Genomic DNA, 14,255 nt, shown 5'->3' with positions numbered 1-14,255 from the left:
ATGGCAGCGACGCGCCCCGACGCCACCCCGGTTAGCAGCGGTGAGGTGGTTCTGGCGCGGCGGCGGGGTAAGTCGAAGGCGCCGAACTTCAAATACGACGGGCCGGTGGCGGTGATCCAGCTGGAGCTGGATGTCTCCGATGAGCGCACCCGCCGGCGGTTGGAGCGGCAGTGGGAGGCGGTGTTTCGGCTACGCCGGGCGCTGCAGCGCGACGCTGCGGCGCGGTGTCGCGTGTATTGGGCGGCCCATCATGAACGTGCGCAAGACCCCAAGGCATTGCGGGAACGGTTGGGGTTGTCCCGCAAGGGCATTGAAGCCGCGGCGAAACGCCATATTGAGGCCAGTGGGTGGATGCGTGATCACCTAACCAAGGCGGTCGGCCTGCATGTGGCCGACGAGGTGTGGGAAACGATCGACCGGCACCTGTTCGCCGACTCGTCGGGGCGCCGCCATGGCCCGCCGCGGGTCGGTTCGTGGTGGGATTTCACCCGTATTCCCGGGCGGGCGCGCTCGCACACCAAAGACCAGCCGACGTGGGAGACTTACCGTCTGGTGGGCACCTTGGATGGTCACCTGGACACCTATCGGGACCGGCAACTGCCAGCTGAGGTGAGCACCGCGCACCAGGCGGCCGGCCAGCCGGGAGGTACGTCGATTCTGGCGCAGCCGGCTCGCCTGCGGGTGCCGTCGCGGCCCGCGAGTAAGTCGTGGTGGGATCACGACGGGATGTTGGCGGTGGTGTTCACCGGGCTGCCCGCCGGTGATCTCGTGATGCCGGTACGGTTGCCCCAGGGTGCGGGCCAGTGGCCGCATCTGGCTCATTTCCTGGCCGATCCTCGGGTGTGGCACAAGATCGACCTGGTGCGGGTAGGCGACCGCAAAGCCCCCGGTGGCTGGCGCTACTACGCACACCTGCTCATCCACGGCCGCGGGTATCAGTCACCGTCGACCATCGCGCGCCGCGGTGAGATTGCGGCCGGCCGGCGGGCCGGGGTGGACGCCAACGTGTCCAACTTCTCGGTCGTGTCGTTCCCCCATGATCACCCGGAGAGGCTGGTTGTCGGGCGGGTCGATTGCACCCCAGCCCAGCAGAAGGCCGCCGCTGGCGCTGCGAAGAAAACCCGGGCGCGGCAAAAAGCCCTGGATCGCTCCCGGCGCAACACCAACGCCGATCAGTACGGCCCGTCGGTGCGCCAGCACAAGCGTGCGGAACGCCGCGCGGCGGCCCGACTACCCACCCGCCAGGTCAGCAACCCGGGTGGGGCGCGGCATTCCCGCGCCGACGGGGTGCCGCTGCGCGCCTACCGCCACGACACACTGTCGCGCCGCTATCAGCGCACCCGTGCTGATCACGCCGCGGAATCACGCAGTACCAGCCAGGCCAAGCAGGCCCGCGCCAGCCAGGTCGCTGCCACGATCGTGTCCGCGCACGGCAACACGATCACCGTGGAGGATTGCCGCATTTCGACGTGGGCGAGGTTGTGGGGCAAGCGGATCGCACTGTTTAGCCCCGGCATGCTGGTGGCCGCGCTGCAAACCGAATGTGTTGCCACCGGCGGCCAGTTCTACCGCGCTGGCACCCACCCCACCGCGATGAACCAACACTGTCTGTGCGGCGCACGTGTCCCCAAAACGTTGCAGCAGCGCACCCATGACTGTCCACACTGCGGGCTGCACGACGACCGTGACATCGTCTCCGCGGCGTTGGCGGCCTGCGTCGAGTTCGCCAACCCAGACGATCCGCGCACCGCGCGGGTTGAGTACCGACTTGCCCACGCCCTGCGCGATGGGCTGGCCTCCCAGCAAGAGTGGGAGGGTTCAGTCAACCGGTACCAGCCACCAACACCACACGGTGAAGGATCGGCCAGGACCGGCAGCCACCACCACCCTGCGGTGGCCTCTGCTGAACAAGCGGCACCCGCCCTACCCCCGAACAGACCAGGCACGCCTGGACGTCGCGGGACCAGCCGAAAACAACCAGCACCCAAGCTGATTGGCGCCGCATGACCCATAACGGGTCAACTCTTAGACCTCCGGGAACCAGAGTGCGATTTCACGCGCGGCCGACTCAGCCGAGTCCGAGCCGTGCACCAGGTTGAACTGCGTCTCGAGGCCGAAGTCGCCGCGGATAGTGCCCGGCGCGGCCTTCTCCACCGGGTCGGTGGCGCCGGCGAGCTGGCGGACCGCCGCGACGGCTCGCGGCCCCTCGACGATGGCCGCGACCACCGGCCCCGACGTGATGAATTCCAGCAGCGGCGTGAAAAACGGCTTGCCCTCGTGCTCGGCGTAGTGCTTGCGAGCCAGCTCGTCGGCGACGTTGCGCAATTCCAGGGCGGCGAACGTCAGGCCCTTGCGCTCGATGCGGGCGATGATCTCGCCCACCAAGCGCCGCTCCACGCCGTCGGGCTTGATCAACAGCAGAGTCCGCTCGTCCACCATGCGCCGCTCCTCTTCATCCCTGCGCTCTGCATCGTCGCCGGCGCGCACGGCGGACAGCGTACCTGGCCGATCAGTCGGGCGGCTGTTGCTGGCCTGGCAACATGCCGCGCCGCTGCCGGCGCAGCACCTCGGCGCGAAAGTAGGCGATCAGCGCCCACACGCCGGCGAAGAGCAGCCCGATGAACCCGACCCCCGGATACACCAGAAAGCCGGCGATCGGCACCGCCTGCACCGCGAGGTTCGCCCAGATCGCCCACGACCGACCCTGCAGCCCGGCGAGCATGACAAGGAGCACGGCCAGGCCGATCAGATAGCCCAGCGCGACGGGAGTCAGCCCGCCGCCGACCGCGCCGACTACCGGCAACGCCAGCAGCACGACGATCGCCTCGAGGATCAGCGTTCCGGCCATCACGCCGCGGAAGCTCTTCCACGGGTCCGGGGCCGTCATGCCGGGTCCTTGCCGAACAACGTGCGGGCCGCCCCGGCGGTAACCACCGAGCCGGTGATGACGATGCCGGTTCCGGAGAATTCTTCGCCTTCCGCGGCGGCCTCGTCGACCAGGGCGGTGGCGGTGTCGATGGCGTCGCGCAGGTCGACGGCGCTCAGCACCCGGTCCGGCCCGAACCGCTGCTCGGCCGTCAACGCCAGCGACTCGACGTCCAGGGCCCGCGGAGATCCGTTGTGGGTGACCACGATTCGGTCCAGCACCGGCTCGAGCGCGGCCAGGATCCCGTCGACGTCTTTGTCGGCCAGCACGCTGATGACCCCGACCAGGAACCGGAAGTCGAACTCGTCGGTCAGGGTTTGGGCCAAGGCCGCGGCCCCGGCCGGGTTGTGGGCGGCGTCGATGTACACCGTCGGGGCGCTGCGCATCCGCTCCAGCCGGCCCGGACTGATGACAGCGGCGAACCCGGCCCGAACCGAGTCGACGTCGAGCTGGCGGTCCTTGCCGGCGCCGAAGAACGCCTCGACCGCCGCCAGCGCCAGCGCCGCGTTGTGGGCCTGGTGTTCACCGTGCAGCGGCAGGTGGACGTCGGAGTACACCCCGCCAAGGCCCTGCAACGTCAAAAGTTGTCCGCCGACGGCGATCTGGCGGTCGGCCACCGCAAACTCCGAATCCTCGCGGGCCACTGTGGCGTCAGCCCGAACCGATTGCGCCAGAAGCACTTCCATCACCTCTGGCCGCTGTCGGCCGATCACTGCCACGGTGTCGGACCCGGTGATGATGCCCGCCTTCTCTCCCGCGATCCCGGCGATGTCGTCGCCCAGGTAGTCGACGTGGTCGACGCTGATCGGGGTAATGACCGCGACCGGCGCATCGATCACGTTGGTGGCATCCCAGCGCCCGCCCAGCCCGACCTCGATGATCCCGACGTCGATCGGCGCATCGGCGAACGCGGCGAACGCCATCGCGGTGAGCACCTCGAACTTGCTCATCGCCGGTCCGCCGGCCTCCTGCGACTGCTGGTCGATCATCTGCACGAACGGCTCGATCTCCCGGTATGTCTCGACGTAGCGGGCCGGGCTGATCGGCTGCCCGTCGATCGCGATCCGCTCGACCGCCGACTGCAGATGCGGGCTGGTGGTGCGGCCGGTCCGGCGGTTCAGCGCGGTCAGCAGCGCGTCGACCATCCGCGCCACCGAGGTTTTGCCGTTGGTGCCCGCGATGTGAATGCACGGATAGCTGCGCTGCGGCGAGCCGAGCAGGTCCATCAGCGCGCTGATGCGAGTCAGGCTCGGCTCGATCTTGGTTTCCGGCCAACGCTGATCGAGCAGGTGCTCGACCTGCAGCAGCGACGCGATTTCGTCCGGGGTCGGAGCGTTCACATTCCGGCCAGGCGGCTGGTGATCCGGTCGACTTCTTCTTGGGCCACCCGCTGGCGGTCGCGGATCTTGTCGACGACGGCCGCGGGCGCCTTGGCCAAGAAGGCACTGTTGTCGAGTTTGGCGCTGGTGCCGGCCAATTCCTTTTGCGCGGCTGCCAAATCCTTTTCCAGGCGGCGGCGCTCGGCCTCGACGTCGATGGTGCCCGAGGTGTCGAGCTCGACGACGACGGTCCCGCCGCCGAGGCGAATCTCCAGGGACGCCGACGGGCTGAACTGCGCGTCCGGCGCGGTCAGCCAGGCCAGTGACGTCACGGCGCCCACCTGGCCACCCAGGTCGGCGTCGTCGATCCCCGAGAGCCGGGCCGGCACCTTCTGCCGGTCGGCCAGGCCTTGATCGCTGCGGAATCGCCGGATTTCGGTCACCAGCTTCTGCATATCGGTGATGCGTTGTGCCGCAACAGGATCCAAGTCGATGCCGGATGCTCGCGGCCAGTCGGCGATCACCAGCGACTCCTGACCGGTGAGCGCTTGCCACAACGCCTCGGTGATGAAAGGGATCACCGGGTGCAGTAGCCGCAGCAGGGTGTCCAGCACCGCGGCCAGCACGGCGTTGGTGTGGCTGAGGCCTTCGGCCAGTTGCGTCTTGGCCAGCTCCACATACCAGTCGCAGAATTCGTCCCAGGTGAAGTGGTAGAGCGCCTCGCACGCCCGGCTGAATTCGTAGCGGTCGAACGCCGAATCCACTTCGGCGCGAACCTCTTCCAGTCGGCCCAGAATCCAGCGATCGGCGTCGGTCAGCTCCTCGGGTAGTGGCGCCAGCGCCGCACCGTTCATCAATGCGAACCGGGTGGCGTTGAACAGCTTGGTGCCGAAGTTGCGCGACGCCCGGACATGGTCCTCGCCGATGGACAGGTCGCCGCCCGGGCTAGCGCCGCGGGCCAGGGTGAAGCGCAGCGCGTCGGCGCCGAACTGCTCCACCCAGTCCAGCGGGTCGACGCCGTTGCCCTTCGACTTGCTCATCTTGCGGCCGAACTCGTCGCGGATGAGCCCGTGCAGGAACACGTCGGTGAACGGCACCTGCGGGCCGCGCCGCCCGTCCAGGGTGATGACGTCGTCGTCGCCGACGAAGGTGCCGAACATCATCATCCGGGCTACCCAGAAGAACAGGATGTCGTAGCCGGTGACCAAAACGCTTGTCGGATAGAACTTTTCCAGCTCAGGGGTGCGTTCGGGCCAGCCCATCGTGGAGAACGGCCACAGCGCAGACGAAAACCAGGTGTCCAGGACGTCGTGATCCTGCTCCCAGCCTTCGGGCGGGGTTTCGTCGGGGCCGACGCACACCTGCTCGCCGTTGGGGCCGTGCCAGATCGGGATGCGGTGCCCCCACCACAGCTGCCGGGAGATGCACCAGTCGTGCATGTCGTCGACCCAGCCGAAAAACCGCGGCTCCAAGCTGGCCGGGTGAATCACGGTGTCGCCGTTGCGTACTGCGTCGCCGGCGGCCTTGGCCAGCGACTCCACCCGCACCCACCACTGCAGCGACAGCCGCGGCTCGATCGGCTCGCCGGTGCGCTCCGAGTGACCGACGCTGTGCAAATACGGCCGCTTCTCGGCCACAATGCGGCCTTGCTCCGCGAGCGCCTCGCGTACCGCGACCCGGGCCTCGAAGCGGTCCATGCCGTCGAATTGGGTTCCGGTACCGGCGATCCGGCCCTTGCTGTCCATGATGGTGGGCATCGGCAGCTCGTGGCGCAGGCCGATCTCGAAGTCGTTCGGATCGTGCGCAGGTGTGACTTTGACTGCGCCGGTGCCGAATTCGGGGTCGACGTGCTCGTCGGCGACGATGACGAGCTGGCGGTCGACGAACGGGTGCGGCAGGCTGAGCCCGACGAGATCGCGGTACCGCTCGTCGTCGGGATGCACCGCGATCGCGGTGTCGCCCAGCATCGTCTCGACCCGCGTGGTGGCGACCACGATGCTGGGCCCGTCGGGCGAGCCGTAACGGAACGACACCAGCTCACCCTCGACGTCCTCGTAACGGACTTCGAGATCGGAGATCGCGGTCTGCAGCTCGGGAGACCAGTTGACCAGCCGCTCAGCCTGGTAGATCAGGCCGGCGTCGTAGAGCCGCTTGAAGATCGTGCGCACCGCGCGGGACAGGCCCTCGTCCATGGTGAACCGGTCGCGGCTCCAGTCGACGCCGTCGCCGAGCCGGCGCATCTGGGCGCCGATCGTGCCGCCGGAGTCGCGCTTCCAGTCCCAGACCTTGTCGACGAACAGCTCGCGGCCGAAGTCCTCTTTGGTCTTGCCGTCGACGGCGAGTTGCTTTTCCACCACGATCTGGGTGGCGATGCCGGCGTGGTCCATGCCCGGCAGCCACAGCACCTCGTAGCCCTGCATCCGCTTGCGGCGGGTCAACACGTCCATCAGCGTGTGGTCCAGCGCGTGGCCCATGTGCAGCTCACCGGTCACGTTCGGCGGCGGCAGCACGATCGAATATCCGGGCTTGGTGCTGGTCGGATCCGCCGTGAAGTAGCCGGCGTCCACCCACCGCTGGTAGATGGTGCTCTCGACCGCGCCCGGATCCCACGACTTGGGCAGGGCATCGGCGGCGCGGCTCGGGCTGGTCACCGGTCAATTCTATGGAGGGCGAACGGCCGCCTCGACCTCCGCCCTTGTGGGCCGCGTTACTTCTTGCCGAAAAGTCCGCCGAGGATATCGCCCGCTTTGCTGCCGAGCACGTCGCCCAACACGCCGCCCAGCGACTTGTTGCGGCTGCCGGACATGCCACTGAGGATGCTGCCCAGAACGTCGTTGAGCGCGCCGCCGGACGCTTTCTCCTCCGCCGGGGCCGGCCCGCCCTTCTGCTGCGTCATTTGCTTGCCGATGTAGGCCAGCACGATCGGGGCCAGGATCGGCAACAGCTTCTGGATCAAGTCGGCATTGCCGGCTCCGGAACCCGATAGCGCCGCGGCGACCTGGCTGGTGTCGTTGCCGCCGAATATTCTCGCGATCGCCTGCTGACCCTGGTTCTCGTCGACGTGGTTGACGCCGGTGTCCAGTAAGCCTCGCGCGGCGTGACTGCTGGCCTCCGACTCGATCGCCGAGGCGTTGTCGGGATCCTGCGCGCTCTGGTGCACACCGCCGACCAGCACCGGCACCAGCAGCTGAACCGCGCTGTTCACTTCGGATTCGTCGACGCCGAGCTTGCCTGCAATGTCACTTGTGGGAATTTGGGCGAAGAGATCATCAAGGCCGGCCATGGACCCGTCCACCTAACGTCGCTGGGTTGTTGTCGTCATTCGGTGATGACAGTAGTCCAGTTGATCTTGTCGGACAGCGGTTCAGCGCCGCTCAATTCAACCGCGCGGTGCTCAGCGACACCCCCGCCGCCGGGAGGCGTGCCATCAGCGCGTCACCCATCGCGGCCGCAGGTGTGAGCACCCCACGCAGGTCGGACAGCTTGTCGCGGTCCAAGGCCAGCGCGAGGCCACTCTCGCCGAGCAGCACCGACGTCGCCTTGTAGCCAGGGTCGCCCTGCTGGGCCATCTTCGCCACATAGCGGGCGCCTGTGGTCGTGGTCGTGTAGGTCTCGACACGGTAGTAGCCGCGCTCGCGGGCGGCGGCGCTGGGACCAGTGCCCGGTTTTGGCGCCAGACGCTCCACCAGCCGGCGAGGCAGCAGCCGGAAATAGCGGTTGCCCAAGCCGAGCGTCGTGTTCGTCATGCCGGTGACGATGGCCGACACCGCCGGCGCGACGAACGAGGTTCCCACGCTCATATGCTCGCTGTAGCGGAATTTTCTGCCGTAGGCCCAGTCGAGTAATGCGTTGCTGCGCCGCACAATTCGGGTGTTGTACGGGGCCATCAGAAAACCCGCAGTCCAGCTGCCGGCCAGCTCCGGCGCGATGTCGCGTCCTCGGCGCCACGGCAGATCGGGCTGCGGCCCGAGGTCGGGTTCGGCACCGCGGTCGGGGCTCAGTGTGTAGGGGTCGGCGACCTGCCGTCGCGCGTCGGGGTCGCTGGAGGCCATCTGCATCATCTCCATCCCCGACGCGATGGTGCCGCCGGAAAGGCCACCGGAGAAGCGAAGCAACACGAAGTCGGTGTCGACGAGCTCGCCGGTGCCGTCGTCGCCGGCCGCTCGGTAGAGCGCATACACGGTCAAATCCGAAGGGATGGAATCGAATCCGCACGCATGCACGATCCGGGCGCCGGTGTCGGCGGCCTGCTTGTGGTACAGGTCGATGCTGTTGCGCACGAACATCGCCTCGCCGGTCAAATCGGCGTAGTCGGTGCCCGCGGCGGCGCAGGCACCGACCAGCGGCAGCCCGTAGCGGGTATACGGCCCGACCGTGGTGATGACCACCTGCGTCCGCGCCGCCATCGCATCCAGCGTGGACGGCTTGGACGCGTCGGCCTCCAGCAACGGCCAGGATTGTGCGGCAGCGCCCAGGGTTTCGCGCACCTTGGCCAGTCTTTCGGTAGAGCGGCCGGCCAGTGCAATGCGCGCGTCGCCGCCTGCCTTGGCGAGGTATTCGGCGGTCAGCTTGCCCACGAAGCCGGTCGCCCCGTACACGACGATGTCGAACTCACGCGTTTGGCTCACGAGGGCGACGCTACTCCCAGGATTTCGGGCCACTCGCCGGTCTCCCCGAGCACATGTTCGGCCAGGAACGCCAGCACCACCTGATACCAGACCTTGGTGTGCTGCGGTGCCAGCACCCAGTGGTGCTCTGACGGAAAATACAAGAACCGATGCGGGCTAGTGCCATCGTCGGCGGCAGGCAGCCCGGATTGCGCGAGCAACTCGTACCACAGCCGCAACGCTTCGCCGATCGGTACCCGATAGTCCTTGTCGCCGTGGATGATCAGCATCGGCGTGGTGATCGCCTCGACGAATCGGTGCGGTGAATGCGCGGCGGTCATCTGCGGGGTCATCTCGCGACGCCAGTAGTAGGCCACGTCGGTAGTCGGGCCGAATTGGTCCAGTGCCCACAGGCTGGCGTGGCTGACGATCGCGGCGAACCGGTCGGTGTGGCCGGCCACCCAATTGGCCATGTAGCCGCCGAACGACCCGCCCATCGCGGCCGTGCGGGCGGCGTCGACGCGCGGATGCCGGCACGCGGCGTCGGTGGCGGCCATCAGATCCTCGAACGGCGACCCGCCCCACGCGCCCCAGCCACGCTGAATGAACGCCTGTCCGTAGCCGGTGGACAGTGCCGGGTCGGGCAACAGCACCGCGTAGCCCTTCGCGGCCATCAGCCACGGGTTCCAGCGCCACGACCAGCCGTTCCAGCTGCCCAGCGGCCCGCCGTGAATCCACAGCAACAGCGGCGCGGGCGCGGTGTCCTCGGGCAGCACCAACCACGACCGCACCTTCGTCCCGTCTTGGGCCTTCGCGCTGATCTCGGTCAATGTCCCTGGCAGAGTGGGCAATTCGGTGCAGGGCAGCACGGTGACGGCGCCGCCCGGAGCGATTCGCACCGGGTGCGGCGGCATCGCATAGGAGCTGCGCAGTGCGTACAGCACCCCGCCGGGCGCGGCGACGACGTCGGTGTAGCCGAAATCGTCGTCGGTGAGTTGGGTGACCGCCGAGGTGGCGACGTCGACGGCGAACACCGGGATGCGCCCGGCCTGGTCGGCCGTCACGATCAGCGCGGTGCCGTCGCTCGACCACGTCACCGAGGACGGCCAGCGGTCCCAGTCCTCCGCCAGCGTCACGGGCTTCTCGCCGAATCGCAAGCATTGCAACGTCGTTCGAGGCGCCTGTTCGGGCGTGGAGATCGTTTCGCGGGTGAACGCCACGGCCGACCCGTCCGGTGAGATCGCGGGATGTTCCAGGTCCGCATCCGGATCGTCGGCGATCACGCTGCGTTCGCCCGACGCCAGGTCGACCTGCACCAGCACGGACCGTTGCGCTGGCCCCGGCCCGGCCACCCGCCATGTCGTCACCAGGAACCGGCCGTCGGCGCTGATGTCGTAGCCGGCCTCGCGCAACGCGCCGCCCGGATTCGGGGTCAGGTCACGCGGGCCGGACGCGTCGAAGAAGTGCGGTTGGTCGGGGCCAAGATCCTTGTCCCAGAACCGAACCGGAAACCCGTCGTGCAGGATCGCGGTCACCTTCGATTCCTTGCGCAGATCCCGCAGCCGCCGATCGCCGTCGACGCCGTCGGCCGAGGGCAGCAGCGGCGCGGCGATCACGGTGTTGTCGGCGCCGCTCGCGGCGCGTACCGCGGTGACTCCACCGGGCATGCCGAGCACTTCGACCGCTTCCCCGCCGGCGGCAGGCAACCGCCACAGCGAGGCCGGCGGTTTGTCGTCATCGGATGTCGGGCGCGACGACACGAACAGCAAGTCGCCGTCGACGGTGAAGGCCGGCGACGACTCACCGCGCGCACCGCGGGTCAGCCGGCGCGCGGGCGCGCGGCCCGCCGGGTCGACTTCCCAGATCGCGCTCACGTACTCGGCGCGTTTGTCGTCGAGCTCGGTGACCGTGGTCACCAGTCGCGACCCGTCGACCGACACGGCCAAGCCGGAAACCCGCGGCAGGGCGAGGTAGTCGTCGAGGTCGTCGAATGGCGTTGCGCTCATCCGTCTTGGGTAGCACAGCCGTGCACACGATAGGTTCGGCCGTGTGGCGCAACGCATCGTGGTCGTAGGCGCGGGCATCGCGGGTCTGGCCAGCGCGGTGGCTCTGCAGCGGTGTGGCCGCGAGGTTTCGGTGGTCGAGGAACGCACCGACACATCGGCCGGGGCGGGGATCAGCATCTGGCCCAACGCGCTGGCCGCGCTGGACCACATCGGCGTCGGCGACGAGGTCCGCCAGGCCGGTGGTCGTGTCACCGCCGGCGCGCTGCGCTGGCGCGACGGCTCGTGGCTGCGCCGTCCCGCCAACGAACGGTTGGTCACCGCTCTCGGGGAACCGATGGTGGTGGTGCAGCGCTCGGTGCTGCGGGACATCCTGACCGCAGCACTGGCGCCCGGCACGGTGGAATACGGGCGGTCCGTTGCTACCGTCGCCGTCAACGGAGAGGTTCGACTCGAGCTGTCCGACGGCACGGCCCGCACCGCTGATGCGGTCGTCGGCGCCGACGGCACCCGCTCGGTGGTGGCGCGGCACCTCAACGGCCCGCTGACACACCGCTACGCGGGCTATACCGCGTGGCGCGGGGTCGCGTCCTGCGCCATGGACCCGGAGTTGGCCGGCGAGACTCTCGGGCCCGGTGTGCAAACCGGCCACGTCCCGATGGGGCCAGACCGCACCTACTGGTTCACCACCGAACGGGCGCCGGAAGGACGGGTGTCGCCCGGCGGCGAGTTGCCGTACTTACAGAGAAAGCTGGCGGGCTGGCCGGAGCCCGTCCCGAGCATGCTTGCCGCGACGGCACCCGCCGACATCTTGCGCAATGACCTCTATGACCGCAGTCGTGCCCGGTGCTGGGCTCGTGGTCCGGTCGCGGTACTCGGCGACGCAGCCCATCCCATGCGCCCACATCTGGGCCAGGGCGGGTGCCAGGCACTCGAAGATGCCGCGGCACTGGCCGCCTGCGTCCGGCGCGACGGCGACCTGCCGACGGCGTTCGCACGGTTCGCCGCCTTCCGGAGACAGCGGGTCGCCTCGATCGTCCGTGAGGCGGCATTGATCGGGCGGGTGATCAACGCCCGTCCCGCGATGCTGAGCGCCATCGCCGCGCGGGCCAGCGTGCTGATGCCGGAGAGGGTGCTGACCCGGCATCTGGCGACGGTGGCGGCGCGGACGGCGTTCGTGTTGCCTGGTCCTGAATAGACGACGGTGCCGGGCCCGAAGGCCCGGCACCGTCTTGTGTAGCCGTTAGGTCAGCCGCGCCGGCCGCAGACCGGCCAGGCGCCGATGCCCTGCGTACGCAGAACGTTCTCGGCCACCCGGATCTGCTCCTCGCGGCTCGCGCTGGCCGGGGAGCCCGAGCCACCGTTGGCACGCCAGGTGCTCGGGGTGAACTGCAGACCACCCACGAAGCCGTTACCGGTGTTGATCGACCAGTTGCCACCGGACTCGCACTGCGCGATGGCGTCCCAGTTCACGCTGTAGGCCTTCTTCACCGGCGCCGGAGCCGGAGCGGGCTCCTCGGGAGCGGCCTCCGGGGCGGGGGGCGCCTCGGGTGCCGGGGGCAGGTCCTCCGGAGCCGGGGGCAGGTCCTCGGGAGCCGGCGGGACGTCCTCCGGGGCCGGGGGCAGGTCCTCAGGGGCCGGAGGGAGATCCTCCGCGGGCGCCGCGTCGCGCATAGTGCCGAGTGCGGCGTTCGAGTCCCAGGCCTCGCCTTCCGCGTAGGCGGTCGCGGCGAAGGGCGCGAGCGGCGCAGCGGCAAGCGCCCCGGTGATAGCGGCCATGATGAGCGTCTTGTGGACGTTCTTCAACATCGTTCCTTTCGCGGTGCGCGCGCCAAAGCAAGCCCACGACGTGGGCTTGGGGTGCCTGTGCAGGCTGGTTGGTGCTTTGGAACGTGCCGTCTCGTTCAGGCACGACAGCGGGGACGTGGTTCGTCCGGCGGGCTAGTGCCCGATGGCTGCGCGACGGCCGTGCCGTTCGCAGCCCCGCTCACACGCGGGTCCGTGGATTCGATTTTGGGTGGCCGTTTAGGGCCGACACGGACCGTACGAGACCGGATTGCATTCGTCATCTCACGCGACACGCATATCTCGGTTCGGTAACGACCCCATTATGGCCGGCACTGTTAATTGTCTTCCCAGGTCACGGATATCTTTTTCGTCGGCGTCAAACCGGGAAACTCAGCGTCGCGCCGTGAGCCAAATCACGCATAAATTGTGAGCTAGGCCACCGATTTTCGGGGCGCAAACTGCCGGTTTGGCGGCTGACACGGTGTCAGCAAGGCCGTACGCGTCCCGTGCCGGCTATCGCGCCGAGACCGTGCGGTTCGCGGACCCGCTACTGGCCAATGCACTGGATTACTCAGATCCACTGCACTGCAGGCTTTTTCATTTCAAACTTCATTCAGACCTGAGAGCTACCACCGGTTTCAGCACTTATGTTCGCCAACCATGCTGTGCCACAACGGATTTCGAAACCACTATGCCGATCCGCGAAGAAACCCGCGAGCCTGTGCTGGCAGCGGGCGACGGCGTGACTGGATACCGATTCGCCGCGCGAAACCAGCGAATTTTTCACCTCGTATCGGCGCCGGGTCAAGCTTTGACCGGCTGTAATCCCTTCTACCGCAAGGGAATATCAACCGCCTCTTGCCGACCTCGCGTCCACCCCATGCGCGCAATTCTTGGCACTAATAGCCAATTATTGCAATTCCGGCGGCGAATTATTCATTGTTTGAGCCGAGAATTTAGCCAAGAATTGACGACAATAACGCCGAATTGTGGGCGCTCAGCGGCCGGACTGCAGCAACGAGCGCAGATCGTCCGCCGAATTCACATTGCTCAGCGGCCGGGAGTCGGGCACCACGATCCGTTGAGCATCGATGCTGTCGACCAGCGCACGCATGGTGCGTTCGCCGGCGGCCACCAGCGCGTCGACCCGGTCGGCCAGGTCGGTCCGGTACACCGCGGCCAGGTAATGGTCACGGCCGTCCCACGGCAACGTCACCTCGGCATCCACCTCGGCGGCCCGGTCGGCCAGCATGTCGATCAAATCCACGGTCAGCAGCGGCATGTCGACGGCGCACACGAACGCCCGCTGGGCGCCGGCCTCGCGAGCGGCCCGAAGTCCGCGTCCGGTCGCCAACAGCGGACCCAGCCCGCGCACCTCGTCACGCAGTATCTCCGCCGGCAGCTCCGGCAGCGGCTGTCCCGGCGCGGCGACCACGAAAACCGGCTGGCAGCGCTTCCCGACGATCCCGACCACGTGCTCGACCATGGTCGTGGCACCGCCGGACGCCGCAATCTCCTCGGGTACCGCAAGAGTGGCCTTGTCGCGGCCCATCCGCCGAGAGGCGCCCCCCGCCAGCACTACCCCTGCTAACGAGCCCGGAGCGGCTGCCAC

At 68.2% G+C, this 14,255-nt stretch carries 11 protein-coding genes; 2 read left to right on the top strand and 9 right to left on the bottom strand.

The features are described 5' to 3' along the window. Positions 1–2,007 carry a transposase gene (locus G6N47_RS16820; protein WP_083131535.1) on the top strand — a complete coding sequence of 669 codons (2,007 nt, stop codon included), beginning with the start codon at positions 1–3 and terminating at the stop codon, positions 2,005–2,007. 18 nt (positions 2,008–2,025) lie between these two features. Here the strand turns inward: G6N47_RS16820 and ndk are convergent, their stop codons facing one another. The 7 genes from ndk to G6N47_RS16785 all read right to left on the bottom strand — a co-directional run bounded on the left by ndk (position 2,026) and on the right by G6N47_RS16785 (position 10,858). Then, positions 2,026–2,436: a nucleoside-diphosphate kinase gene (gene ndk / locus G6N47_RS16815; RefSeq protein WP_083131649.1), complete on the bottom strand. Its 411-nt coding sequence runs from the start codon at positions 2,434–2,436 to the stop codon at positions 2,026–2,028. A gap of 73 nt (positions 2,437–2,509) precedes the next feature. Further along, positions 2,510–2,887 (bottom strand): DUF4233 domain-containing protein, encoded by a 378-nt coding sequence (locus G6N47_RS16810; RefSeq protein WP_083131534.1) that lies wholly within the window; start codon positions 2,885–2,887, stop codon positions 2,510–2,512. Beyond that, positions 2,884–4,266: a bifunctional tetrahydrofolate synthase/dihydrofolate synthase gene (gene folC / locus G6N47_RS16805; protein ID WP_083131533.1), complete on the bottom strand. Its 1,383-nt coding sequence runs from the start codon at positions 4,264–4,266 to the stop codon at positions 2,884–2,886. The genes G6N47_RS16810 and folC overlap by 4 nt, the downstream gene beginning before the upstream one ends. Then, positions 4,263–6,896 carry a valine--tRNA ligase gene (locus tag G6N47_RS16800; protein ID WP_083131532.1) on the bottom strand — a complete coding sequence of 878 codons (2,634 nt, stop codon included), beginning with the start codon at positions 6,894–6,896 and terminating at the stop codon, positions 4,263–4,265. Before G6N47_RS16800 ends, folC begins: the two co-directional genes overlap by 4 nt. A gap of 56 nt (positions 6,897–6,952) precedes the next feature. Then, entirely contained in the window at positions 6,953–7,528 is a 576-nt protein-coding gene (locus G6N47_RS16795; RefSeq protein ID WP_083131531.1) for a DUF937 domain-containing protein, read from the bottom strand. 91 nt (positions 7,529–7,619) lie between these two features. Beyond that, on the bottom strand, positions 7,620–8,873 hold the full coding sequence (locus G6N47_RS16790) for a saccharopine dehydrogenase family protein (RefSeq protein ID WP_083131530.1): 1,254 nt from the start codon (positions 8,871–8,873) through the stop codon (positions 7,620–7,622). Further along, positions 8,870–10,858, bottom strand: coding sequence for a S9 family peptidase (locus tag G6N47_RS16785; RefSeq protein WP_083131529.1), 1,989 nt, complete (start codon positions 10,856–10,858; stop codon positions 8,870–8,872). The genes G6N47_RS16790 and G6N47_RS16785 overlap by 4 nt, the downstream gene beginning before the upstream one ends. A gap of 43 nt (positions 10,859–10,901) precedes the next feature. On the opposite strand from G6N47_RS16785, the gene G6N47_RS16780 reads away from it, so the two are divergent. Next, positions 10,902–12,053: an FAD-dependent monooxygenase gene (locus G6N47_RS16780; protein ID WP_083131528.1), complete on the top strand. Its 1,152-nt coding sequence runs from the start codon at positions 10,902–10,904 to the stop codon at positions 12,051–12,053. A 50-nt stretch (positions 12,054–12,103) separates the two neighbouring features. Here G6N47_RS16780 and G6N47_RS29715 read toward each other — a convergent pair whose 3' ends face one another. Together G6N47_RS29715 and mobA are read right to left on the bottom strand one after the other, a co-directional pair. After that, a complete protein-coding gene (locus G6N47_RS29715; protein WP_083131648.1) occupies positions 12,104–12,661 on the bottom strand; it encodes a transglycosylase family protein in 558 nt (185 codons plus the stop codon). Positions 12,662–13,640: 979 nt separating this feature from the next. After that, positions 13,641–14,255: a molybdenum cofactor guanylyltransferase gene (gene mobA / locus G6N47_RS16770; RefSeq protein WP_264007105.1), complete on the bottom strand. Its 615-nt coding sequence runs from the start codon at positions 14,253–14,255 to the stop codon at positions 13,641–13,643.

The sequence above is a fragment of the Mycobacterium branderi genome, from assembly GCF_010728725.1.
GTDB classification, from domain to species: Bacteria; Actinomycetota; Actinomycetes; order Mycobacteriales; family Mycobacteriaceae; genus Mycobacterium; species Mycobacterium branderi.
The sequence above is the reverse complement of the archived record's forward strand: the minus strand, read 5'-3'. Positions and strand labels throughout refer to the sequence as shown.